This window comes from Rahnella sp. ATs2 (assembly GCF_051851855.1).
Lineage (GTDB): Bacteria > Pseudomonadota > Gammaproteobacteria > Enterobacterales > Enterobacteriaceae > Rahnella > Rahnella variigena.
In genome coordinates, this window is sequence record NZ_JBLYPL010000026.1 from 32,656 (window position 1) to 56,624 (window position 23,969).

A 23,969-nucleotide genomic window follows, 5' to 3' on the forward strand; every position below is an offset into this window, starting at 1 on the left:
CTTCGACATTAACCGCCCTGCGATAGCAGGGCACCACAAGGAGTGGTTAGCGATGAAAAACGAAAATCATGTATTGCTGCCCGAAGACACATTTTCCCGTAAGCAGGCTGAAGCCGTCGCCGTCGCTTACGCGAATATCGCCATCGAGGACGATCAGGGCACGCATTTTCGCCTTGTCGTTCGCATTGACCGGCAGATGGTGTGGCGGGCGTGGGATTTTGAGCCTGAAGCAGGGGCTGGTCTTAACAGATACATCATCAGATGTGGTGTGAGAAAGCAGTAAGGCAGTGAAGTGAGGTGCCGGACGGGGAAAACGTCCGGCAGACAAAATCAAAACTTACGAGGTATCAATTATGTCAGTAGCCGAGTCTAAAGCAGTTTCTAAAGGGGTTCTACGCCGGAACCCCAGATTTTTCCGTTATCCCAGTTTCAGCCCGGCAACCAGCGCATCCAGGTCAATAATCTCATTGCTGCTCTGGAAGGTATAATGCCCGTTCAGCAAAATATGCTGCCAGGCCACCGGTGATATTCGGGCCAAAGTCTCAATGCCCTTGGCGTTGCCTTCCGCTTCCAGTCGTTCCAGCAATCGCGACAGGATCGCCGAGTTGTAATACACGATCGCGTTGGAAATCAGCCGCCCGCACTGGTTACTGATGTCTGTTTCAATGTCATTTTTCCCGGTTAACTCCTTCTTTCCACCGACCTTGGCCACTGCGGCACGCAGCTGGTGATAAGATTCAATCCGGTTCTGGGAACGCCGGATGTTGCGTTCCAGCTGCGGATCGCGCAGATACTTCAGCGTGTAGATGCTGCGTACCAGCCGATCATATTCAAAGAGGGCCTGCCGGATCGGATTCGTCGTGGTGTACGTGCACAGTTTGCGGACCAGCGTCCCCTGCGTCATTTCTTTCCGCCCCAGCGTGGCGACGATGCGATCGAGATTGCTTTTTTCGCGGATGATAAGGTCCCGGTCAATCTGTCCGGCGGGCTGGATCAGGCATTTTTTATAGGCCGCTGGCTCTCTGAGGCAGTACAGCTCCTGCAACTGCCGGTTCAGGTCCGTAAAATGAGGTTCAAAGCGCAGGCCAAACCAGTGCAGGATCGCAAAGTTGGCTTTATTTATGCTGTGCATGTCGCCGGTAATGGCCGTGGGTTTGACCTCTGAGGTGTTGCGGTACCAGATATCAAAGACATGGTGGGCTTCATAGTCGTTCGTGCCAATCAGGTAACCGTTGATCGGGATGTGGTTACACAACAGTGTGTAGGCCACCATGCCTTTACCGCGGCCGAAGTATTTACGTGAATGTCGGGCCTTTACTGTCGGCCGTTCAATGCCAAACTTCTGCCCGTCAACGGCACCATAAAGCGTTTCCGGATCAAACGAATAGTGCGGAAAAATAGGCAGGGCCTCTATGGCATCGGTGATGCAGTCATTAGCCGTGACCAGTGACGCCAGGCGGAGGTACTGTTCGTACGTGGTTTCCAGCACATGGAACGGAATATCGCTGGTTCGTGCCATCACATGATTACCGTGATTCATCGCCTGGGCAACGATGACCGCCATCAGGCTGTCTGCATCGGCATTCTTTTTGGCATAGCGTGGCTGTAGCGGCTTCATGGCATGAAGAAAACGGCACTGCCCGTTAACAAACCGGAAGACGTCGGTCACATCGCAGAATGGCAACTGCTCATAAAATTGCTTCTCCTGCGCCTTATGACGGCTGACCACGGATTTATGCCAGGTCAGTTTCTGCGTTTCTATATCGTATTCCAGATGTTTCAGCTTCCCCTGCTTCAGCTCGCGGTTGAAAGCTTTCCACTGCCGGTGCAGTTCGGACTCCAGCGCCCTGAGCTGCGATTTAACCGGCTTTTGTAAAAACGGAATATTCATTTCAGCCAGGACAGCGGCCTGTTCCCCTTCCGGTACCAGTTCATCAGAAAGATGGCGGTGCCGGAGACTATCATTGAGGTGGAATTCACCCGTCTGAAAACGCTTTCTTATCTGGCGGTAGAGCCAGAACTCATAGCGCCCGGCGTTTAGGCCTGTGGGCTCGCCATCCTCGCCGAACTCCAGCAGATACGGGCGCAGCCGCTCCGGTAATGTGCCCGGCGGGCATTCCGCCAGTGACCGCTGTGAAAGCGTCTGCTTTTTGCTGAAAACCATTTTGAGCCAGCTCAGCGCTTCAGCCCACGGGCTGTCGTGGATCACGCTGGTGAGGTCGAGTGACAAAAATAATGGCCGCAGGTGACGCCGGATTAATGCCGTCATACCGTCCACGGCCTGCCACTGCAGCGCCAGTTTACTGACGGGTTTTACACTCATGCGCTGCGCGGTGGTTTGCAGCGCCTCCCGCGGCATGATTTTCCATGCACGCCGGCGGACTTCGCCAAAAGTGGTTGGGTCCGGGACGCTGTCATCAACGTAAAGCGATAACAGCCGCCCGATTTTAGACGTCTCACGCCGGAATTTTTCCTGGACGTCGGCCAGAAGCTGTTTGGCCGCGCTGCGGCTCTCATCCTCCAGCTGTTTCATATGGAAAAACATCGCATCCACCAGGTTATCGCAGAACTGGCGGTAACGAACCCATGCATAGCACAGCAGGTAAAGGCGGGTCTGATCGGGCTTCAGTTTTCGGAGATCATAAACGGTATAGAAGTTTGCCAGGCTGGCGTAGTAAAGCAGATTCTGCTGAGAAATATTCAGTGCCGGCAGGATGTCGCAGGCTTTACGGTGCAATGGCGCTAGTATGGCCCGTTTTTCCCGCTCCCGGACCATCTGGCGCCAGCCGAAATCACGAGCATCCTGCCTGAGGATCGCCAGCCGGGAAAGGGTATCATCGCGTTCAATCAGCGTGTTCAGGCTATCGATGGTGGCGTCATCAAGTCGCTCCCTCAGGATACGCCCCAGCCGCTGCCTTTCATCAGAAAGCGTCCGGCTTACCAGCTCCTGAAGCGTGGTATAGCCTGGTCGGATGATTTTGTGCTCATTGAGCCAGATGATCAGCTCCGTGGCAACAAAGCCGGGAGTGACATCACGGTGAACAATGCGGGCGGCCTGTTGTTCAAGCGGTGAAGACAGTGCCGATGACCAGGGGCGGTAACCATAGAGCGCACAGATTTGTTCCCGCTGCGCATAGCGTTCCTGCTTATAGGGCAGTTTGTCCGGCAGTGACTCCCCGGGAAAATAACGGCTCAGGACAAAGCTGCAGTCGTCTGGAACATCAGCCCACCCGAAACGGAAAAACAGGTGCTTGGCTTTAAAGTAGGCGATCTGGATGATGCAATACATTTGAGCGTGAAGCCCCCGACGGCTGCAGGCCAGCGCCAGTTCAGATTCATTCAGCGCCAGAAACTCCAGTCGCTGAGCATCATCGAAATCAGGGAGGCCATACAGCGCATCCTGCTCTGCGTCCGAAAGAATGCTGAGGAGTTTATTTTTGTTGGCCATCCCTGATCCTTCATGCCCATTGAACGTAGCGCCCTGTTAAGCTCCTTTACACCGTTGAACTAAATTTAGATATTGCTACGCGTAAACGTTAACTCTAGCGGATTGAAAAGATTACGGAAGAAGGTATCCACCTTTTTGATGTTACTGATATCGTTTTCCGTCAGGGTGTCATTCTTAAGGCGAGCGATCATCTCCGTAGTAATTTCTTTCATAGCCGCAATATTATCGCCATGGCGAGCAACGTTACCGGTTTCTTTTTCCAACTGCTGGGCTGTCAGCTGAATGCTGTCCACGGCATTATGAAAGAAACTATCCGGGAAAACGGTTTTATCCGCGGGCAGAAATGCCGTCGTCGCCATGTAATTCAGGGTTGTGCTGAATTCACGAAGCACGGCTAAGTCATCTGCAGTGGTGGTGTACTGCGCTGAATCGGAAAACGGAAATGATTCAATCGCAAACTGCTTATCGCTCTCGCGAATCGTCGCGGGGGGCGTGCCAGTGACAGGTGCTGAATCAAAACGCATGTTCTGCGGCAGTTTCAAATAGGTGTTCGTGGTTTTTTCTTCGCCATTTTCTTTAGCATAGGCCGGAATATTCAGCTGCTGCGCATAGGTATAGGTCTGGCGGAATACTGCCGCAGGCGTTCCGGCTATGATAATTTTATTGCACGGTTTATTCTCCCGGATCATATTATTAAGAATATCCGCCACGTTAATAGAATTCTGACCGCTGTTTGTGGAGAAATGATCAGTGTGGATTTTTTTCGCCGCAACACCATTATTTACCAAAATCTCTTTAAATCGGCCCGCTTCGGTTTGGTTTACTGCGATGTGATGGCGGTCGGTGGTGCCATGACCACCAAATCCGCTGGTAATAAATTGCAGGTGTTTGGCTGAACCGGCTAATTTAGCAACATGAGCGACATAAGCTTCATCATTATTGCCGTTCAACACTAAGAAGTTCCCCGGTTTGTCGTTTTCTCTTAACCATTGCTGCTCTGTTAAATTGCCTGCGGCCTTCAGAGTAATAACGTTACCGTTATCACCGGCCTTAATATGCAACGCTACCGGCTGTGTCAGGACATCCAGTTTCCCTCTGGCAGCAATTTTAAACGCTGCCTCCATCGGCTGTAATTCGTTGATAAGCGGTGCGACGGATTTTGGATGAGCCTGAAGCTCGTAGCCTTCCGCGACCAGCTTTTGCATTACCTTTGCGGTCTGGTTATCAGCAAGATGCTTACCGCCATTAACGGATTGGTGCAATGTTTTTCCTGTGGCGAGAAACCGGGTTCCTGGGTGCTGGGCCATCGCCCGCTCTTTTGCGTTCTTCTCTATCCCATTTTCAGTGGATTGCGCAATTTTCTCTTTCATCCGCATTATTTTTCGTTCTACTGGAGAATCACTTTTTCGAATTCCTGGCGATGCGGGAGAATTACTGACGCATTCAATTTTGCGGATAAATTTTTTTCCGACCACAGCCGGGTTTTGAGAAGCTACAGGCGAATCTGTCCGAGACAAAATCGCAGAGTTACTGAGGGGGGCATGCGTTACAGAACCGATCATGATTAATCCTTATATCAAGTTAAACAATGTTGTAATGTAAATTACTGGCGCTGAGATTTATTCAATAAAACGACTTAAAATAACGTTCATGCTCTGGCTTCTCTTTAACAACAACTGCCCCCAGCTCAACGTTCTGTTCCTTAAGTGCATCCAAAACCTGTTGATGTGAACATAAAACCAACTGAGTGAGCAAATAATGCTCAGTATGCTAATGCGGTCAGCAGAATGGTGCTTACAGAAGATACGTCAGGGAGTGATCGCAACACGATTTAAGACTCCTAATCATCAAGCGTACTTAAATGTCACATTATGATTAATACAGGACCTTTACGTACAATAATTTAAATGACGGGTAATGTGACAATGATTGACAGCTCCCGATACCAAAATCAGAATGTCACATAATCGAACGTATATGTGACAGGTGTGAAATGTTAATTGGTTATATGCGGGTGTCAAAAGCAGATGGTTCCCAGACTAATGATTTACAGCGCGACGCGCTGATCGCTGCCGGCGTTGATGTTGCCCATCTTTATGAAGACCGGGCATCGGGCAAGCGAGAAGATCGCCCTGGACTTATTGCCTGTCTGAAGGCCCTACGGCCAGATGACACCCTGATTGTATGGAAACTGGATCGACTCGGGCGCGACCTTCGTCATCTCATTAATACGGTGCATGATCTTACCGGGCGCGGGATAGGCCTGAAGGTACTGACCGGTCACGGAGCGACTATCGATACCACGACAGCTGCCGGCAAGCTTGTTTTTGGGATCTTTGCCGCACTGGCCGAGTTTGAGCGCGAACTGATTGCCGAGCGAACGACTGCAGGCCTTGCCTCAGCAAGAGCCCGCGGGAGGAACGGCGGACGGCCTTACAAAATGACGCCAATAAAATTGCGACTGGCAATGGCATCAATGGGGCGGCCAGAGACGAAAGTCAGTACATTATGCTTGGAGCTGGGGATAACCCGGCAAACGCTGTACCGCCACATTTCTCCTGATGGTCAACTGCGAGCTGACGGCATAAAGCTACTCAGCCGGGGATAATTTTGGCGAACGGAAAAATCTGGGGTTCCGGCGTAGAACCCCGTCGTCATTCACCGTGACCGCGATGCTGATTCAGGGCAGAACAAGCCGATGCGCATTTTCCTGACCGATAAGTGTTTTACCTCACGCGGTATCCGGGTCGAAAACATCCGTGAATGGCTACACCAGTATCGCCAGTGGGCGATTTCACGCGGACTGGCGGAGACGCTGCGCGAAAAGTACGAGCGTCACCTGCTAAAAATGGCCAGGCTGGGGATCTCAATGGAGCGTCAGCATTCGCTTAAAAACCGCCTGCGGCAGATAAAGCGCTGGGTTGTCAGCCCCGAACTGCGCGGAGAGAAAGCGCGCACTGAGGCAGATATCGGTGCGATTCTCGACGAGCAGGCTCGCAAGGTGCGGCAGCTGCGTGGCAACGGTGGCAAAGAGAACCGCCACAGAAATGCCTGGTGGAATTGGGTGGCCAGCGGCCAGTGTACCCACGTCCTCCAGATGCAGCTCGAAAGTGCCGTGAAAGCTGAGCATCCAACATTGCTGGCCAGCGATTCTGAGGCGTTCTACCGCCTGCTGCTCGAGCGCGCCGGCGTCCCGCTCTCATAAACTCAAAGTAGCCTCACGAAACACACTTTCCGCGTCAGACGCGGGCTTTATGCTGACATTTTTTCGATGCCGGCAGAATTTCCCGTGCCTGCAATCTGGCGGCTGCGGCCTTGCTGACGCCAGCGCGGGAACTTCACCCAGTACCTCGTCGGCGTTTGAATAATAATTATACAAATCAGGCAGGCGCAGAGATATCGATGCCGGTCGGTAAGGCATTAACTTCGAAAAGGCCTGATAAATATCGTTAATTTCGAACGTAGCTTCTGAACAAAAACGCTTTCTAAAGAAAGAGTACTCCTGAGCCGGCTTTCAGCACGGCATCGGGAGTAGCTCCCTTCGCGTTGCTCAGGGCAATCCTCATGCAAACATCACCGACGTTGAGATAAAGATGAAGTAGCACCCTCCACGTTGTTCCGGGCAGGCGTCAGAGTTCCTTCATCAGCCATCCAGTCGTTTTCGCTGGCCGTGGGTCTTTTACCCGGACGGGCACCAGGCCCGGCCGGATAAAAGAATCAGGAACAGTGAATGTTGTAACTAGTTTTGCGGGAAGAGTCTTTTGTCATTCGACCGTTAAGCTTCTTCGTGGCTGAAAGTCCGCAGTATCGGCTTTCGCACGCTCAAGCCTCTTTAAAAACGGTCTGGCAGGGCGGGGGGTTGACTGCGGGCTATTAGGGTCACAGACCGGCTACGCCGGGCTTACGGCGACGTTTGGCAACAGAGCTATGCGAAACGACGTTTGTCGCCTTCATGCCGCTAGGTGTAGTGACCTGCATTTATCCCCGAGTTTCAGCCCACATTAGCTGCAACCAGCACTGGTCCCAAACCCACAATACCTGCAAATGAACCCGCATTTATCCGCACCGACCTGCATTTCATTTTCACTGACCCACATTAACTGAAAACGAAAAGTCTTCTCTTTAAGTCCTCAGGAAGTTTCAGTATGCTCAGGAATACAATTATTTGTTTGTGGCGAACTATCCCGATGTATGTTGGTTGCAGGCACTCGTCGTGAGAAAAGAGTAAGAAATACCCCGGCAACTAACGGTATAATGAACAGCATTGATTGAGTTGAAATTGCATATCCATATATATAGCTTTCCAGGCTTACCGCAATCAGAGGAAAAATAAGGAAAACAAGCGAAGCCTGAAAGGCACTGGCTTTTTGCTGAAGTGCGAAGTAGCACAATATTCCAAAAACTCCGGCAAAAGCACCGAGATACAGAGTAGCTAATATTGAGTGCGCTGAAAAAGCTGACACCTGTGGTCTTTCGAAGAACCATCCTACCGCAGAAAGTATCAATCCTGCCAGAAAGCACGGGAGCGCATTGAACGTTATAACAGATACAGTACAGCTTCTTTTCTTGCATTGAGTATATATTATGGCATGGATGATTACGGCTGAAACAAGCGCAATGATTCCCTGCCAGTGACTCTCTGTACTTGTTTTCGTTTCCTCGATAAGAATTCCCGCCAGTGCAACTATTGCGATAGTTAACCCCACAATCTGCATTGAGTTCGTTTTTTCATTCAAAAAAATTACTGAAGCTATCAAAACAGCCACAGGCATATTCGCAAATATAATGGAGGCAAGTCCGGAGCTAACATAGGTTTCACCATAAATCATTAATGAGAAAGGAATGGCGAAATAAAATATACAAATTCCAAGCTGAAATAAGCGTTGTCCGGGTGGAAATAAAAGTGGTGTTTTTCTTAACCATGCAATGCTCATTAAGAATGGTGCCGCGAACATAAATCTCATTCCGGTTGCAAACACCGGAGGGATAGTTTCAGCGGCTATTCGCATAGCCAGCCATGTGGTTCCCCAGGTCAGTGCAACCAGCAGGAATAATACCAATATCGTCACTCTGCGCATAAGATGCTCCCAGTAAAAGAAATTAATTTAACTTTTTAACAGGAGAAAAATATTGTTTTATTTACTGTTTTTTCATACTTTTAGAGAAAATATTTCTCTATCAGAGGGGCACGGTTATGCTGGACAAGAAAGATAAGGAGTTACTCAGGCTTTTACAGCGCGACTGTACTCTGTGTCTGCAGGATCTGGCAGCGGCTGTCGATTTAACGCCTAATCCTTGCTGGAAGCGCATAAAACGTCTTGAAGATGAGGGGATCATTATTGGTCGGGTTGCCCTGTTGAGTAAGGACAAACTTAGCTTGTCGCTTACAGCCTTTGTGATGATAAAAACACAAAACCACAGCCATGACTGGTATAAACATTTTGTTTCGCAGGTCAATAGCATGCCGGAAGTGATGACTTTTTTCCGTACTACGGGAGAATATGATTATCTTCTTCAGGTAGTGGTTTCAGATATGAAGGGTTACGATAGTTTTTACAAAAAACTGGTCAGTTCAGTAAGTGGGTTGAGTGATGTCACGTCCAGTTTTTCCATGGAGGAAATTAAATACACAACCCAGCTTCCATTACCAGGTTAACGGTTTCGTTATTAGTTGTCAGATTCCATAAAACGACCGTTTTGTGGAACCTCCAACCTGTTGGCCATAACCGGTCTGCAATCCGCAGTGCAGGATTACACCTTCTCATTCCATCTATCATTTTCCATCTATACTCAAATTTCGTGACTTACTGGAATACATATCATGCTTATCGGATACGCGCGGGTCTCCACGGGGTCCGCATGGAAAACGGAAAATAAACCACGCTAAGACTAATTTTTAACCAAAGCGTTCTTGGTTGTTACCCGAACGGCGAGGCTAAGGCGTTTCTGTGTCCGAAACGGGGTTCTACGCCGGAACCCTCGAAAATTCTGTAACGTTTGTCACTTTTAAATTATGAACCGGTTACTGGATTATCCCCTTAATCATCAGGATCATGCCGTAACATCCAGGTGCTTCCACCGAAAAGTGTGCTCCCCACAACCTGTTCCCAGCTCTCCATTTCTGCCAGTTTCGCTTTTACTGACAAAAAATCGGCATGACTCAGAATGACTTCACCCTCATCACCCAGGGATTCCAGCATATAGCCGTCGGCTAGCACTGATTTTACCTCGCGGGGGCTCCGCCGATCGCCGGTAAAAACTTTTAATACACCCACCGTTTCGGGGTTGTAAGCGGGAACCCGCCAAAATTTTGTACCGTCTGTACTTATTACTTTTTTTGGACTGGATAACGAAAAGGGAGATAATTGCTCAAGGAAGCAATTTGATTTTTAACTAAATAGCAAATGTAAAATTTCATCACTCTATAGCCATGGATATTTAGGGCTATCAGCATAATTAATTAGGCTTTTTTGAGTAACCCCGCTCTAGATTCTAATCATCAGCTTTGGCTAAATATGTAAACCATGTTTATGAATTGTTGTTGCAATGATGCAAAAATACACTATAAATGTAAATTGTCTATGCTATGCCGTTTGTACGATTACTAACGCATAGGCGTGATGGATCAGCAAAGAGCTCACTTTTAATAGATGAAATACCCGTAGTTCTGAGAAGTTAGATGTGGGCCAACAATCTCATTAACTCAATAGAAAATAAGGATATATTCATGGAAAAAGTTAACATCAAAATGCACCCACGCTTACAGGCTGCAGCACCGATGAATCTTGCCAAGGTCATTGGCGAATTTGACTCGACTAAGTCACTACACCCGCGCTTGCAAGCGGCTGCTCCCATGAACCTGGCTAAAGTGATTGGTGGTTTTGATTCTACCAAGGCGTTGCATCCGCGTTTACAGGCCGCTGCGCCAATGAATCTGGCCAAGGTCATCGGAGGGTTTGATTCCACCAAAGCCTTGCACCCGCGTTTGCAGGCGGCTGCCCCTATGAACCTGGCTAAGGTTATCGGTGGCTTCTAGTTAAATATTCCATGCCTCAATCCCGTATTGAGGCATTTTTAAAAGGATTTTTAATGAGCACAATCTCTGTCATCGGCAGTGGCATGCTGGGTGTCAATCAGATTACCACAGAAGGTTTCTCCGTCATTCAGAGTGTAAATCGGGTTTTCTGGATCGGAGACATTGCTGGTCTGAACGAATATCTTTCCCATCATGAAATACTCCATGAGAACCTCTCGCATTTGTATGAAGATGGCGGTGTTGATGTTGATAATTACACCAGAATTATCCAGTACATCTCAAATGTGCTTACTGAGTGTGAACATGTAGGCCTTATCGTTCCTGGTCACCCGAGAGTCGGCGTGACCATCGTTCAATTACTACAGAAATTATCTCAGGATGGGATTTTTACTTTTCATTGTTATCCTGGAATTTCAAGTTTCGACGCGATGATCAATGATATTGGTATTGACCCACTGGAAGAAGGTGTCAGTATACTTGATGTGAATCGGTTGATTATCTATGATTATGCAATGGATCCCTGTGTCAATTATTTTATTTATCATGTCTGCTCTATTGGTAATGCTAATACGGATTACTCATCACCGCAGACTTCAAATAAAGTCATATATTTGAAGTCGAAGCTATTAAAGCATTACCCAGCCAATACTCCGATTTTCTTGTTGAGTGCCTCAACCAAAAAAGGACAATGTGCGGATAAGTTACAAGGTGAGCTTTCTGATATCGAGACATTACTTTCAAAAGTTACTTATCGCCATACGCTTTATATCCCAGGCTCTTTACCCAGCAAGGAGAGGGTAAACTTCGAATTTTTGAAAGAAATTAATATTATTTAGCAGGAGGGTGAAATGTCAATACTTTCCTATAACGGAAACGATATGCTGAATGATTACTACTCATGCTGCGAGGAATCGGCCCTTCACAGAGATATCAGCGAAAAGTGGCCCCCTATTTGCGCACAAGTTCGCGATCACGCCATGCACGATAGATGTTTTTTTACATTACCTCGAAAACACGTCTCAAAGATTGACATAGGAAACTGGTCATTTAACTGGACAAATGCTGAGGCAGGAGAGGCAATGGCATTGCTGATAGGGATTTCTGATGTCGGCAGCATTCCAGTATGTGATAATCGATTAGCATTCCTCAATGACGGCGTGAAAAGGTTTTCTTCGTTATATGAGAGTGAAATGGCATTCATCGCTGATTTTATCTCAACATTGGTATGGTTGGTTCCTAAAAATGCAAACGCCAATAATGGGAGCGCATCATTTTACGAACTCCCACATCTTACCTTTATTTCCGATGCCACACTCTTCTTTGTTCCACCGTTCCATAAGCTTCCAAGAGAATTCGGGTTTCTTGGGTTCGTCGAAAATCTTTATCACGAAGCACTCCATCATCAAGTACACACGTTCAACGCATTTCATGGTAATCAATACTGTCAGGGAACTCTGGGGGAGTCGCTGATCGATTTCCCTCAACGGCAAGATCGAACTTTCAGTTATACCCAGGCTTTCAATGCTTGTTACGTTTACGGGGAAATTGTTAGATATCGTCGTAAAGTAGCGCAATACCTTTCAGAGGAATATCGGGCTGAAGAATTAACATGGATAAATGAGGCATTGGACTCTGCAATAATGATGCGATTTAATCTGGCCGCACGTTTATATCACGTCAGGGACGCCTTTTTACCTCCCTGGAAATCACTCATCGAAGAATGGAAGTTGGAAAATGAGACAGAGAAATATTTCAACTCGGAGAAACCATTATGAGTAATATAGTCGAAGGGGAAGGCTATCTGATTTTTGACGAATTTTTGAGTAGCGATGAGCTCTTCGCCCTTCAGTTATATATGCAATTTGAGAATTACTATCTCGTCCATTCTCAGGGGTGGTCAAAATCATGGAGGATGACCGACGGCGAGCCTTTGGTGAGTGTCAGTTATTTTTACTCATTGCTGACAGAAAAAACCACCCTGGATGATAATGTCATTACTGCTGGTATTAATATTTTAAGTAAAAAGATCAGCATAATAACATCACATCTGCGTAATTTTCTGGGGGAAGACTGGAATGCATTTTCACTCACAACGTTCCTGTATCCAGCAGGTAGCGGGCTGGGCTGGCATGAAGACGATGCCCAATATAAAGGGGCATACATATTTTATGCGCATCCCGAATGGAAACCCAATTGGGGTGGGGAGCTTTGTGTCACCAACACACCTGTTAATTCCAGTGCGGGACTGTCCGAACAAACCTACAATGCTTCTGAAGAGGTTTTACGCATGTCAGGGATAACCGGGGGGGCAGTCGGACCGGAGTTTGGATGGACCATCCGTGAACGCAGTATCAATGATTCTGGGGTCGGGACATTTATTTACCCAAAACCCAATCGACTTGTGATCATAAAACCAAATTATTCACACTGCATCAAGAAGGTTGATGTCAGTGCCGGGGACAATATGCGTTGTTCCGTTGCCGGTTTTTTTCATAAAAGCTGAAGCTACGGCCGGTAATCAATACCGGCCGTTTTAATGTCATTAAGATTGACGTTTTACATGCAAAATCAGTAGAGAAGATAGCAACAACCCTGTCATAGAACAAATGACAAGTGCCAGCGGACTGCCTACTCTGTCAGCCAGTATGCCCGCCGAAATACTGATCACTGCACCGATAATAATTTGTTTTCTATAGCTGCTGGCAGAGGCTGCTGCTACCTGATCGTTGTCAAAGTTCGTCAGCAAACTGTACCAGCCAAGGCTATAGATGATATTGGAAAATACATGGGCAGAAAAAACCAGTAGTAATGAAACACTCAGGAACGGTGTCAGCGGAACGAACAAATAGCACACAATAAATGCCGTCATGCACGCAATAATAAACAGTGATGACTGATTCTTGTAACGCTCTTCCTTGACCAAAAATGGCCCAAGAAGTTGTCCCAGACTGCGGGCGAACAATAAAAACAGCAGTGTTTCTTTTTGGTCATTATTGCTGTGGACCAATGTAGGCAGGAGCGACATGGCCGGTGCTCCAGTCATCGCCAGTGCCGGCAATAAATAGAGGCTAGCACGTTGTTTTGATGACAACCTTTTAGGCAACCCTTGTGCGTAAATATTCTGTTCTGCATAATTCGCCAGCTTTGGCAGTGAAAATATAAATGTAATGGCTATGATGTAGCTGAGCAGATTTGCCAACAAATAGGTATTGCTCTGAACGGTACCATAAAGGAATACGCCAACACCGATGCCAAATAAAACCTGGCAAGCAAACACCAGCGTGTCGATAACCGCACCGGCACCAATATCTTCTGGAGCAAGTTTAGCTTTGGTATAATGATTAATGGCAGGAATGGTGATCCCCGCAGATACCGACGAGGCAACGCCAGCAAGCTGCAGGATGGTCACGGAACCATGAACCAATCCGTACCAGGGAATAATCAAACCCAGTGCGCCAATGCATTCAGCGATCATGAAGCAATATTTTGCTTCAATACGTGCAAGCAGATATTTTCCTGCAATACTCCCCAAAAACCCCGGTGATGTTGACAAAATAAACGCCAAGGCAAAGGAAGACGGCGCCGCGTTCAATCTGGCCAGCTCACCAAAAACCATGATGAACGTCAATCCAGAACCTACGGAACTGCAAATTAGCGCCAACACGAGTATTCTTAACCAAAGATACTTACGCATTGAGCGTAACAATATCAAAAACATAGTCACCTCAAGACCATTAAACGATTAATTGAATTGATTCCCCTCCATGTGATGTCAATTACATCGTCTCGTTCCTTATCTGGATCTGGTTGTTGAGATGGTTATACTCCACCGAGTATAGATAATCTTTTCCTATTTTCCAGTTTGGGATTCCATGTTTGAATCTCCGAACATTTTGACTTTACAGATGAATGAATGCCATTAGCTTTCCTTACTGCGGGCCAGTGTTCGGTAAACTGTCGGTCGTGACACCGAAAATAATTCAGCCAGGTCGCTGATTGAGTACTGCCCGGTTTCATGCATCCGGCACAGCTCTTTTTGTTGTTTATCAGACAGCTTGGGTTGTTTTCCCCGCAGTTTTCCTTTCGCCCGGGCAATGGCCATCCCTTCCCGGGTGCGCAGACGAATCAGGTCTCCTTCAAACTCGGCAAAGGTAGCCAGCACGTTGAAGAACATTTTCCCCATAGGGTCTGCCGGATCAGGGGTCTGAAGCCCAACCGTACGAAAACGTACGCTAAGTATGTTTTTTAACCAGTTTAGAACTTTATTGCCTTGATAACTAGGTCGTCATAAAGGCCAATCATCCGCCTCGTCCGCCTGCTTAAGAGGTCTGAGCTGGCCCTTTGTTACCTGTTCTGCAAGCGTAAATGTATAGTGCCCCAGCATATTGATATGTGCATGCCGCAGTGGCGAAAGCCGGACTTCATCTTCTTCATTCATGACTTCGCCCTCATCACGCAAATGTGTCAGTGCGGCCTGCATATAAATGGTATTCCAGAGCACGACGGCATTGGTCACCAGCCCCAGTGCGCCAAGTTGCTCCTCTTGCCCATCCTGATAGCGTTTTCTGATCTCGCCTTTCTGCCCGTGACAAATGGCTCTGGCGACAGCATGTCTGCTTTCTCCCCGGTTAAGCTGGGTCAGAATGCGACGTCGGTAATCCTCATCATCAATATAATTTAGCAGATACAGTGTCTTATTAATTTTCCCAGCTTCGATAATGGCCTGTGTTAACCCTGAAGGGCGATCGCTGCTCAACAATGAACGAATTAAAACTGACGCCCGGATTGTCCCCAGCGTCAGAGAACCCGCCAAGCGCATCATGTCATCCCAGTGTTGCTCTATCTTTCGGGCATTGGCAGCATTGCGGGCGATGTCATTCAGTACGCCATAATCTGCATCTTTATCCACTCGCCAGAATACAGAAGCCCCGGCATCGGCAAGGCGGGGTGAAAACTGATAGCCCAGCAGCCAGAAAAGACCGAAGATCAGGTCACTAGAACCCGCCGTATCTGTCATTATTTCTGTCGGGTTTAGTCCGGTTTGCTGCTCCAGTAGCCCTTCCAGTACAAATATGGAATCCCTTAGCGTACCTGGAACGACAACACCATGAAATCCGGAGTACTGATCTGAAATGAAGTTGTACCAGGTGATCCCACGGCTGGAACCAAAATATTTTCGGTTGGGGCCCGCATGTACCGTTCTTACAGGTGCAATAAACCGCATGCCATCCGCAGAGGCCACCTCGCCACCGCCCCATTTCTGAGCTAGAGTCAGGGTAGACTGATAATCAACCAGTCTGGCGTTTGCTTTTACCAGCGTTTCTGCCCTGAGATAATTTTGTTTGGTCCAGCTCAGACGATAACGGGTCAGCGCCGGAATATTAGGTCGAATGAAGGGTTCCATACCAATATTACAGGCTTCAGACAGCAATACCGCACATATACTGACGGTCAGGTCATCCATACGCGCACCCGCCTCGCTTGCATGGGTAAATTCATCTGCAAAACCTGTATGCGCGTTAATTTCAAGAAGGAGTTCTGTCAGATCGACAACTGGCAGCAGGTCAGATATACGTTTTGAGAGTAACTTCAGCGTCGGCGGCTCATCCAGTCCGTTCAGATGTGCAATAGTCAGCTTCGTGCGTTTACCAGTAAAATCCAGCGAAACGGCTTGATTATCGGCAAAATTTTTAGCTACCTGTCGATACACCGTGTCGAGCTGCCGGGTAAGCGCATTGACGGCCTCTACTGCGTTGAGGGGATGCCCGAGTGAGCGATACACCTGCACTCTGTTGGTGTGCCAATCCTGACCCTGGAGAAGTTTAGCCCGCGGATCTCCCCAGCGTTCGCTCTGTGCGACATAAATATCCCGTCGCCGCAGACTGTCCTGTAACTTATTCATAACACAGAGGGTATAGCCCTGTCGGGATAAATGACCGTCTTTGCCATAGCAGAGTCGCTTCCAAGGGCCGGTAATTATCGCCATTGGTGCATCATCAATATGCTGCCTCCGGGTTGACCGGAGCGCCGCAAGATAGCGTATAGCCTCCAGCGTGGTTTCACCTGCCGGAGCGGCGCTGAATTCAATATTTTCCAGCAAACAGGGAAGAAAGCGGCGGACTCTCCCATACTGTTCCACCATTTCATCGTGAAAACTGGCGTCAGGAGGCCGGGCAATAGCATTTATAAATGTGATGGTATCGGCCAGCCTGGCTTGAGGGAATTTTTCAAATATTGTCGTGCGAAGCAACTCACTGTTGACATTTTCATCCAGAAGCACCGAGCAGATATGCGCCAGTTCTAATGCTGATTTATCAAGGTCTTTCAGCGTTCTCAGGCGTTTTTTCTGCCCAATTTTTTTCGCCTCCCGACCGATATCAGCGATAACCCCATCCAGAACGTCCAGAGCGTCATCCAGTGCCGATATTTCGCAGGAACGAACAAATGCAACCAGCATTGCTGTTCGTCTTGCGGGTGGCATTCGGGCTATTTTGTACACTGAAATCATATCAGCATACCGGGCGAGTGCATTGAAACGCACCGGAGGAATACCGGTGAAGTCGAGATCCTGCATGCCAAATGCTTTAAGTTTCAGGTAACGCGTAACTGCCTGGTTAAATGCTGGCCCGCTGATAACAACGGGCCCCTTTCTTAACTGGTCAAAACGTGAGGTGCGTATTCCGTCAGGCACTTGTAACATGAGCACTGTTCGTCTGATGCCAGTCCGGATAGGCGTGACCAGAGCCTGTCTGCTGATTTTTCACGTATTTCGGATATCAAACGGGTCAGTGTGGTGACGCCTGGCAACAGAATTTTATTTTGCAGAAGCCAACTGGTAGCCAGATCGAAAAGCAGACCTGGTCGTTCGTTGCTAAGCCAACTGCGGGTGAACAGTAACCGGCTCAACCTGAAGGTCCATGGCCACGAAAAATCACGATAGCCATACTGACGACGGATCAGAGCCTGATGTTCACGCAGCGTGGTTTCTCTTCTGGAGTAGTAGGACAGAACACCCGTATCGGATATTCCCAGCTTTCGGGCAACAAACCACAGTACGTTGGTTGGGATCGCTGACAAGTCATGAGGCCATGTACCAAGAAATCGAACGCTGCCAATCAGCAATGCCACTGCCAGACGGTTTGCCCTTCCGCGCCGATTGTTAATGAAGTCCATATCCACTTCGTCCAGCAGAAAGAAACGAGCAAGCTGAATGTCATTAGGCTCACCAGAGAACTGACCATAACTGGCACGTTGTTCCGCGTTTAAAAAATCTGCTGGCAAAAGTGCCTCCCTGGCTACGGATCACATACGAATACATAAAATGAGATGTTAATCAGATTGTTTCAGGTATTGATACAGCGTTTCACGGCTAATACCAAATTCGCGAGCAAGCTGGGCTTTTTTCTCACCCTCTGTTGCTCGCCGTCGTACTTCAATTTGTTGTTCTGAGGACAGTGATTTTTTCCGCCCTCGGTAAGCTCCACGCAGCCTGGCTAAAGCGATGCCTTCACGCTGGCGTTCATGGATTAAAGAACGTTCGAACTCGGCAAAAGCACCCATAACTGAGAGCATCAGGTTTGCCATTGGTGAATCTTCGCCAGTGAATGTCAGGCATTCTTTAACAAACTCGATACGCACTCCCTTATGGGTAAGCTTTTGTACCAGACGGCGCAAATCATCCAGGTTACGAGCCAGTCTGTCCATACTATGAACCACCACGATGTCTCCATCACGCACGAATGACAACAGTGAATCCAGCTCTGGCCGCTGAGTATCTTTACCCGATGCTTTATCGAGGAAGACTTTATCCACCTGAGTCTGATCCAGTTGCCGTTCTGGATTCTGGTCAAAGCTACTTACCCGGATATAGCCAATACGTTGACCTTTCATACGCCTCCAATAGTGAATGTGTCAGAAAAGAATCTATGACCTTTATTTACTTGTGTCAATAAACACGTATGGAGACTTTATTCTGACACTTTTCATTATCAGGTCTGACGTCAGGTTAGGGTATACATTAAAATTACATGGTAAAAATGATTTCTATTGATTATATTCAAATATAACTTATCTATTTTGGTGACATATGCATCAGAAACCTCTCCCATCTTTCCTTGAAAAAAGAATAAAAGAACATTATCAGGATCGCTTTGTTAATGAGTGGGGAGGAGAGAGTTTATTTAAATCACCTTCACCATCATCGAATGATGTACCATTGAATAATAATGACTATCTTTGCCTTTGTAAAAATAAATCACTTTATTTAAATATGGGGAAAGATATATCAAATGACGTGTTGATGTCATCGGTTTTTCTGGATGAATCTAGTTTTCAGACTAGAGTTGAAAGAGAGTTTTCAAAATTCTTTAATGTTGAAAATAGCATTTTATGTCAGTCTGGTTGGGCTGCAAACACAGGGTTAATACAATCAATAGCGGATGATACCACCCCAGTATATATTGATATTTTAGCTCACATGTCATTCCATGATGGAGTTAGGTTAGCAAACGCAAAATCTTATGTGTTTGCCCATAACAATGCAAATAATGCGAGAAAAAAGATATCACAATATGGTCCTGGTATTATAGTGGTTGACTCCGTCTATAGCACTAATGGTAGCCTTTGCCCATTAAGTGATTTTGCTACATTAGCTCAAGAGTTAGATTGTATTTTAGTTGTTGACGAGTCCCACTCAGCAGGAACACATGGTCCAGAGGGAAGGGGGATTGTAAATGCTTTAAAACTTAATGAACAAGTCGATTTTATTACCGTCAGTCTTGCCAAGGCGTTTGCTGGCAGAGCTGGGTTGATAACTTGCCCCAATAAATTCAAAGATTACTTTCTGCTTGAGTCGCATCCATCAATATTTAGTTCGGCGCTCATGAATCATGATTTAAAATGGTTTATGAATGTTATTCCAGTTATTGTTTCATCTGATATTAAGAGGGAGAAATTACATTTTAACTCCAGGCAAATAAGATCAAGTCTGAAGCGGTTGGGATATAATGTTTCCAGCGGAACAGAGCAAATTATTGCAGTGGAAATCGGTAGTGAAAAAAGTGTGCTAATACTGCAAAAAAAACTCCAAAAGAAGGGAGTTTATGGTTCCGTATTTGGTTACCCGGCTACGACAAAGAACAAATCTTTAATTAGACTTACAATAAATTCAGATCTAACTGATTCTGATATATCAAGAATAGTCGATGCATTTAAGACAAGTATCCACGATGTATAATTTGATGATCCTGAAATGTTATGACTGGATATATACTTTGCTCAAAAAATGCACTTGCCGTACGTTTCCGTACGGTTGTAGTGGCACACTGAATTTGGCCACCTGAACAGAGGTGATATCATCACCTCACAGTCAAAACAGGTGACATTATGACCGGACGTAACAGACGTAATTTTAGCCCCGAGTTTCGCCTCGAAGCTGCCCAGCTTGTACTCGATCAGCACTACACCGTTGCCGCCGCTGCAACGGCAATGAATGTCGGCAAATCCACGATGGACAAATGGGTTAGACAACTGAAAGAAGAGCGAGCGGGAAAATCACCCACTGCTTCACCCATGACGCCTGAGCAGATTGAAATACGTGAGCTAAAGAAAAGACTTCAACGCGTTGAAATGGAAAGGGATATATTAAAAAAGGCTACTGTAGATTCAATCTGTCAACGCAACACCCCTTTCAATTATCTCTTTCGGTGTTTTGAACTTCAGTGTCTTTCTTGGTCTATTGTTTAGCTGAGCTGCAACCTGATCCAGCTCATGTTGAGTATATTGGGCAAGGCATGTCTTTTTGGGAAAGTACTGTCTAATTAGCCCATTAGTGTTCTCGTTTGTTCCCCGCTGCCAGGGACTCTGAGGATCGCAGAAGTAAACTTTAACTCCGGTGCTGCCAGTAAATTCCAGATGCCTGGCCAGCTCCATTCCTCTGTCCCATGTCAGTGAGTGCCGGAGTTCAGGCGGCAAGCTCAGGAATTTGTCGGTAAGAGCCTGATTCACTGAGAAAGAATCTTTGCCCCTGAGTCTAAGGATGATCGTATAACGTGATTTTCGGTCTACAAGTGTGGCTATATGCGAGTTTTTTGTGCCTGATACTAAATCGCCTTCCCAGTGCCCCAGAGAGCGTCTGTTATCGATATGCCGGGAGCGTTCGTGAATTGGCGTTCCGTTCACTATGTTGATCGTACCTCTTTCACCTTTGCGGGTATGGCGTCTGCCATGACGAAGGCTATGCGACCGGCGCAGATGCTGTACATTCAGGTGGTGTAGCGCTTCACGGCTACGAAAGTACAGCGTTTTATAAATTGTCTCAGGTGATATTCGCAGTTTTTTTTGACGCGGCTTCGTTCGCCTTAACCATCCTGATATTTGCTCAGGAGACCACTTCATCTCCAGCTTTTCCAGAACAAGCTCTCGCAACGTTAAATTCTGATCCAGTAAGCACGGTTTTGGTCTTTTCGCCATCCTGTTGGCCCGGTTATTAGCATCAACAGCTTTGTAATAGCGCCTGCCTCGATTACGCTGAACTTCACGTGAGATCGTCGAAGGACTACGATTTAGCGCAGTAGCTATCGCACGAATGCTCATTTTGGCTGACAAACCGGCTCGTATTTCCTCGCGCTCAGACAGCGTCAGGTGAGCTACAGCCCGCTTGCGCTCATTGGGTTTTATGCCGCCAGTATCTCTTAGCATAGTGAAGATTGTTCCTGGTTTCGAACCCAGGATATTAGCTATTTCACTGAAGCCTGTTCCGTTCTTCCACAGTTCAAAAACAGATGCTTTTTCTTTTGCTGTAAATGTCCGTCTCATTCAAAAATCCTCCGCAACCCCATGTTTTCACATGACTGTTGCGTTGACCAATTGAATCTACAACCGCGCTCTTGATGTCAGACTCCCTGAACAATTCTCATTAGTTGAGAAACTCAGGGCGCGGTTTCCTGTTGCCGTTGTGTGCAACGCGTTTGGGGTCCATCGCAGCAGTTATAAATACTGGCGGCAGCCCAGGAAGCCTGACGCCACGATAGTGGCATTACTGAGCCTGGTGCGTGAAGTTTATCGCGAAAGTAACAGCTCAGCAGGAGCGCGAAGCATTGCTGCGATGGTCACCACCAAAGGTATAAAACTGAGCCGCTGGCGGGCAACAAAGCTGATGAAAGCGCTCAATATTATCAGCTGTCAGCAACCTGGCCATCGTTATAAGAAGGCGTCTAAGGAACACATTGAGATCCCTAATTATCTGGATCGCCAGTTTGCTGTTACCGAGCCTAATCAGGCCTGGTGCGGTGATGTGACTTATAGTGTGCCCGGAGTTCAGGGCGAGCATGGACGCTCAAATGAACCACGAGTCTGTCTGGAATATTGAACCGGTAACTCACGATGAGAAACCCAACAATCCCACCGGGTGTGACGGTGGAGAACCTGAGCGGCAGTGACCTGCGGCATGCCCGCGGGGTGATGTAACCCGCTGACAACGGGGATTGAGGCGAGATCACTAAGCCGAGATGATCCTCAAGGTTAAGTACTGATAGGCTGAAGAACATGAACCCGTTAATCCGCCTCTGTGGGTTGAAAACGTCACCACGGCCTACGTGATCTGACAGGCCGTGCAGGAGGAACTGGCAGTGATAAGTAAGCACCGCCGGTCGAAGGTGTTTTGACATGTATGCGAAATACCGGGGCAGCAGCGTCTATCACGCTCGCGTTGCTGACTTCTGCCGACTTGCGGCAAGCAAGGATAAAGAGTGCGACGGGCAGCCTCCTCAGTATGTCTGAGTCCAGGCAGGTAAACCGGGGAAGGTCAGCGACGGATGTTAAGGGGGCATGGCTCCGATGACGCGCTGGCTGGCGGAGCTTCCGTAGTAGTCCGCGATGGGGAAAGCCCATTACATGGCGAAGGGAAGCAGTTTGAATGTGTTTGCGACGTGAATTAACTGACCTAACGAGGTGAAGACCTTTGATAATCAGCGAAATGCAACGCAAGCTTGCCACATGGGCAGCCACCGATCCGTCCCTACGGATTGAACGGCTGCTGCGTCTGATAACACAACCAGAATGGCTGGCTGAAGCCGCGCGGATCACGCTTTCATCAAAGGGGGCGCATACCCCCGGTGTTGATGGCGTGAACAAAACAATGCTACAGGCCAGACTGGCTGTTGAGCTGCAAATCCTCAGGGATGAATTACTCTCAGGTCACTACCAGCCCTTGCCCGCCAGACGGGTTTACATCCCTAAAAGCAACGGCAAACTGCGACCACTGGGTATCCCCGCGTTGCGGGATCGTATTGTTCAGCGGGCCATGCTGATGGCGATGGAGCCGATATGGGAGAGTGATTTTCATACGCTCTCATATGGCTTCCGACCTGAGCGCAGTGTCCACCACGCGATCCGCACGGTGAAATTACAGCTCACCGACTGCGGTGAAACACGGGGACGCTGGGTGATTGAAGGCGACCTGTCCAGTTACTTCGACACCGTACATCATCGACTACTGATGAAGGCTGTACGCCGCAGGATCAGTGACGCACGTTTCATGACTCTGCTGTGGAAAACCATCAAGGCGGGACATATTGATGTCGGTCTCTTTCGGGCGGCCAGTGAAGGTGTGCCACAGGGTGGCGTAATATCGCCGTTGCTGTCGAATATCATGTTGAATGAGTTCGATCAATACCTGCATGAGCGCTACCTGAGCGGGAAAGCCAGAAAAGATCGGTGGTACTGGAATAACAGTATCCAGAGGGGCCGAAGTACGGCGGTCAGAGAAAACTGGCAGTGGAAACCCGCGGTGGCGTACTGCCGCTATGCCGATGATTTTGTCCTCATCGTCAAAGGCACCAAAGCACAGGCGGAAGCCATCAGGGAGGAGTGTCGGGGTGTGCTCGAAGGCGGTCTGAAACTCAGGCTGAACATGGATAAGACTAAAATCACCCATGTTAATGACGGCTTTATCTTTCTGGGGCACAGGATCATTCGCAAACGCAGTCGTTATGGCGAGATGCGAGTGGTCTCAACGATCCCGCAGGAGAAAGCCAGAAACTTCGCCGCATCGCTGACAGCACTGTTATCAGGCAACTACAGTGAAAGCAAAGTCGATATGGCTGAACAACTCAACCGAAAACTGAAAGGCTGGGCCATGTTCTATCAGTTCGTTGATTTTAAGGCCAAAGTCTTCAATTATATCGACCGTGTCGTGTTCTGGAAGCTGGCTCACTGGCTGGCCCGCAAATACCGTACAGGTATCGCTTCCCTGATGATGAGGTGGTGTAAATCACCGAAACCGGGTCAGAGCAAAACGTGGGTTTTATTTGGTAAAACCAACCACGGCAAGCTCAGCGGCGAAATACTGTACCGGTTGGTGGGGCAAGGCAAGAAGCTGTTCCGCTGGCGTCTACCCGAAGGTAATCCCTATCTGAGGACGGAAACCAGAAACACGTATAGATCGCGCTACACCGAAGTGGCAATGGCGTTCGCCAGCGTTTAGAT

Annotated in this window: 18 protein-coding genes and 3 pseudogenes; 12 read left to right on the forward strand and 9 right to left on the reverse strand. The window is 47.9% G+C overall.

The features are described from left to right. The first annotated feature begins 52 nt into the window (after positions 1–52). On the forward strand, positions 53–283 hold the full coding sequence (locus ACJY2G_RS22175; protein WP_439292180.1) for a DUF905 family protein: 231 nt from the start codon (positions 53–55) through the stop codon (positions 281–283). Between the two features lie 135 nt (positions 284–418). On the opposite strand, the gene ACJY2G_RS22180 is transcribed toward ACJY2G_RS22175, so the two are convergent. Both ACJY2G_RS22180 and ACJY2G_RS22185 read right to left on the reverse strand, forming a co-directional pair. Continuing rightward, positions 419–3,448 carry a Tn3 family transposase gene (locus tag ACJY2G_RS22180; protein WP_439292182.1) on the reverse strand — a complete coding sequence of 1,010 codons (3,030 nt, stop codon included), beginning with the start codon at positions 3,446–3,448 and terminating at the stop codon, positions 419–421. A 65-nt stretch (positions 3,449–3,513) separates the two neighbouring features. After that, on the reverse strand, positions 3,514–5,010 hold the full coding sequence (locus tag ACJY2G_RS22185) for a hypothetical protein (RefSeq protein ID WP_439292184.1): 1,497 nt from the start codon (positions 5,008–5,010) through the stop codon (positions 3,514–3,516). A gap of 431 nt (positions 5,011–5,441) precedes the next feature. Here ACJY2G_RS22185 and ACJY2G_RS22190 point away from each other — a divergent pair, with 431 nt between their 5' ends. Together ACJY2G_RS22190 and ACJY2G_RS22195 are read left to right on the forward strand one after the other, a co-directional pair. Beyond that, entirely contained in the window at positions 5,442–6,056 is a 615-nt protein-coding gene (locus ACJY2G_RS22190; RefSeq protein WP_439292186.1) for a recombinase family protein, read from the forward strand. Between the two features lie 90 nt (positions 6,057–6,146). Further along, positions 6,147–6,653, forward strand: coding sequence for a hypothetical protein (locus ACJY2G_RS22195; protein ID WP_439292187.1), 507 nt, complete (start codon positions 6,147–6,149; stop codon positions 6,651–6,653). Positions 6,654–7,578: 925 nt separating this feature from the next. On the opposite strand, the gene ACJY2G_RS22200 is transcribed toward ACJY2G_RS22195, so the two are convergent. Next, a complete protein-coding gene (locus ACJY2G_RS22200) occupies positions 7,579–8,526 on the reverse strand; it encodes a DMT family transporter (RefSeq protein WP_050290700.1) in 948 nt (315 codons plus the stop codon). 116 nt (positions 8,527–8,642) lie between these two features. Between ACJY2G_RS22200 and ACJY2G_RS22205 the strand changes: the two genes are divergently transcribed. Next, a complete protein-coding gene (locus tag ACJY2G_RS22205) occupies positions 8,643–9,104 on the forward strand; it encodes an Lrp/AsnC family transcriptional regulator (RefSeq protein WP_439292189.1) in 462 nt (153 codons plus the stop codon). Positions 9,105–9,486: 382 nt separating this feature from the next. Here the strand turns inward: ACJY2G_RS22205 and ACJY2G_RS22210 are convergent, their stop codons facing one another. After that, positions 9,487–9,666: a cytoplasmic protein gene (locus ACJY2G_RS22210; RefSeq protein ID WP_439292190.1), complete on the reverse strand. Its 180-nt coding sequence runs from the start codon at positions 9,664–9,666 to the stop codon at positions 9,487–9,489. 509 nt (positions 9,667–10,175) lie between these two features. On the opposite strand from ACJY2G_RS22210, the gene ACJY2G_RS22215 reads away from it, so the two are divergent. From ACJY2G_RS22215 to ACJY2G_RS22230, 4 genes are read left to right on the forward strand one after another with little or no spacing between them, the layout of a single operon-like run. Further along, positions 10,176–10,484 carry a hypothetical protein gene (locus tag ACJY2G_RS22215; RefSeq protein WP_439292192.1) on the forward strand — a complete coding sequence of 103 codons (309 nt, stop codon included), beginning with the start codon at positions 10,176–10,178 and terminating at the stop codon, positions 10,482–10,484. Positions 10,485–10,537: 53 nt separating this feature from the next. Next, complete coding sequence (locus tag ACJY2G_RS22220) at positions 10,538–11,320, forward strand: SAM-dependent methyltransferase (protein ID WP_439292193.1); 783 nt, start codon at positions 10,538–10,540, stop codon at positions 11,318–11,320. A 12-nt stretch (positions 11,321–11,332) separates the two neighbouring features. Beyond that, positions 11,333–12,259, forward strand: coding sequence for a hypothetical protein (locus ACJY2G_RS22225; RefSeq protein ID WP_439292194.1), 927 nt, complete (start codon positions 11,333–11,335; stop codon positions 12,257–12,259). Further along, entirely contained in the window at positions 12,256–12,987 is a 732-nt protein-coding gene (locus ACJY2G_RS22230; protein ID WP_439292195.1) for a 2OG-Fe(II) oxygenase, read from the forward strand. The genes ACJY2G_RS22225 and ACJY2G_RS22230 overlap by 4 nt, the downstream gene beginning before the upstream one ends. A 39-nt stretch (positions 12,988–13,026) precedes the next feature. Here ACJY2G_RS22230 and ACJY2G_RS22235 read toward each other — a convergent pair whose 3' ends face one another. The 4 genes and pseudogenes from ACJY2G_RS22235 to ACJY2G_RS22250 form a co-directional block, all read right to left on the reverse strand. Then, entirely contained in the window at positions 13,027–14,178 is a 1,152-nt protein-coding gene (locus tag ACJY2G_RS22235) for a hypothetical protein (RefSeq protein ID WP_439292196.1), read from the reverse strand. 225 nt (positions 14,179–14,403) lie between these two features. Beyond that, positions 14,404–14,724, reverse strand: coding sequence for a helix-turn-helix domain-containing protein (locus ACJY2G_RS22240; RefSeq protein ID WP_439292212.1), 321 nt, complete (start codon positions 14,722–14,724; stop codon positions 14,404–14,406). A 45-nt stretch (positions 14,725–14,769) separates the two neighbouring features. Next, positions 14,770–17,765, reverse strand: a pseudogene (locus tag ACJY2G_RS22245) (Tn3 family transposase). A 48-nt stretch (positions 17,766–17,813) separates the two neighbouring features. After that, positions 17,814–18,374 carry a recombinase family protein gene (locus ACJY2G_RS22250; protein WP_439292198.1) on the reverse strand — a complete coding sequence of 187 codons (561 nt, stop codon included), beginning with the start codon at positions 18,372–18,374 and terminating at the stop codon, positions 17,814–17,816. Between the two features lie 196 nt (positions 18,375–18,570). Between ACJY2G_RS22250 and cqsA the strand changes: the two genes are divergently transcribed. Beyond that, positions 18,571–19,719 (forward strand): alpha-hydroxyketone-type quorum-sensing autoinducer synthase, encoded by a 1,149-nt coding sequence (gene cqsA, locus ACJY2G_RS22255; protein WP_439292200.1) that lies wholly within the window; start codon positions 18,571–18,573, stop codon positions 19,717–19,719. A gap of 149 nt (positions 19,720–19,868) precedes the next feature. Beyond that, positions 19,869–20,135: pseudogene (locus ACJY2G_RS22260) on the forward strand (transposase); the annotation flags it as partial. Positions 20,136–20,147: 12 nt separating this feature from the next. On the opposite strand, the gene ACJY2G_RS22265 reads toward ACJY2G_RS22260, so the two are convergent. After that, complete coding sequence (locus tag ACJY2G_RS22265; RefSeq protein WP_439292201.1) at positions 20,148–21,299, reverse strand: IS30 family transposase; 1,152 nt, start codon at positions 21,297–21,299, stop codon at positions 20,148–20,150. Between the two features lie 64 nt (positions 21,300–21,363). On the opposite strand from ACJY2G_RS22265, the pseudogene ACJY2G_RS22270 reads away from it, so the two are divergent. Both ACJY2G_RS22270 and ltrA read left to right on the forward strand, forming a co-directional pair. Next, a pseudogene (locus ACJY2G_RS22270) lies at positions 21,364–21,786 on the forward strand (IS3 family transposase); the annotation flags it as partial. A gap of 672 nt (positions 21,787–22,458) precedes the next feature. Beyond that, positions 22,459–23,967 (forward strand): group II intron reverse transcriptase/maturase, encoded by a 1,509-nt coding sequence (ltrA, locus tag ACJY2G_RS22275; protein WP_439292214.1) that lies wholly within the window; start codon positions 22,459–22,461, stop codon positions 23,965–23,967. Positions 23,968–23,969 lie beyond the last annotated feature (2 nt).

Excerpts from the sequence above, each read along its gene's own strand:
- ACJY2G_RS22180 (WP_439292182.1), bottom strand. The coding sequence starts at position 3,448 with ATGGCCAACAAAAATAAACTCCTCAGCATTCTTTCGGACGCAGAGCAG.
- ACJY2G_RS22215 (WP_439292192.1), top strand. The coding sequence starts at position 10,176 with ATGGAAAAAGTTAACATCAAAATGCACCCACGCTTACAGGCTGCAGCA.
- ACJY2G_RS22265 (WP_439292201.1), bottom strand. The coding sequence starts at position 21,299 with ATGAGACGGACATTTACAGCAAAAGAAAAAGCATCTGTTTTTGAACTG.
- ACJY2G_RS22235 (WP_439292196.1), bottom strand. The coding sequence starts at position 14,178 with ATGCGTAAGTATCTTTGGTTAAGAATACTCGTGTTGGCGCTAATTTGC.
- ACJY2G_RS22200 (WP_050290700.1), bottom strand. The coding sequence starts at position 8,526 with ATGCGCAGAGTGACGATATTGGTATTATTCCTGCTGGTTGCACTGACC.
- ACJY2G_RS22230 (WP_439292195.1), top strand. The coding sequence starts at position 12,256 with ATGAGTAATATAGTCGAAGGGGAAGGCTATCTGATTTTTGACGAATTT.
- ACJY2G_RS22205 (WP_439292189.1), top strand. The coding sequence starts at position 8,643 with ATGCTGGACAAGAAAGATAAGGAGTTACTCAGGCTTTTACAGCGCGAC.
- ACJY2G_RS22185 (WP_439292184.1), bottom strand. The coding sequence starts at position 5,010 with ATGATCGGTTCTGTAACGCATGCCCCCCTCAGTAACTCTGCGATTTTG.
- ltrA (WP_439292214.1), top strand. The coding sequence starts at position 22,459 with ATGCAACGCAAGCTTGCCACATGGGCAGCCACCGATCCGTCCCTACGG.
- ACJY2G_RS22175 (WP_439292180.1), top strand. The coding sequence starts at position 53 with ATGAAAAACGAAAATCATGTATTGCTGCCCGAAGACACATTTTCCCGT.
- ACJY2G_RS22190 (WP_439292186.1), top strand. The coding sequence starts at position 5,442 with ATGTTAATTGGTTATATGCGGGTGTCAAAAGCAGATGGTTCCCAGACT.
- cqsA (WP_439292200.1), top strand. The coding sequence starts at position 18,571 with ATGCATCAGAAACCTCTCCCATCTTTCCTTGAAAAAAGAATAAAAGAA.
- ACJY2G_RS22195 (WP_439292187.1), top strand. The coding sequence starts at position 6,147 with ATGCGCATTTTCCTGACCGATAAGTGTTTTACCTCACGCGGTATCCGG.
- ACJY2G_RS22220 (WP_439292193.1), top strand. The coding sequence starts at position 10,538 with ATGAGCACAATCTCTGTCATCGGCAGTGGCATGCTGGGTGTCAATCAG.
- ACJY2G_RS22225 (WP_439292194.1), top strand. The coding sequence starts at position 11,333 with ATGTCAATACTTTCCTATAACGGAAACGATATGCTGAATGATTACTAC.
- ACJY2G_RS22250 (WP_439292198.1), bottom strand. The coding sequence starts at position 18,374 with ATGAAAGGTCAACGTATTGGCTATATCCGGGTAAGTAGCTTTGACCAG.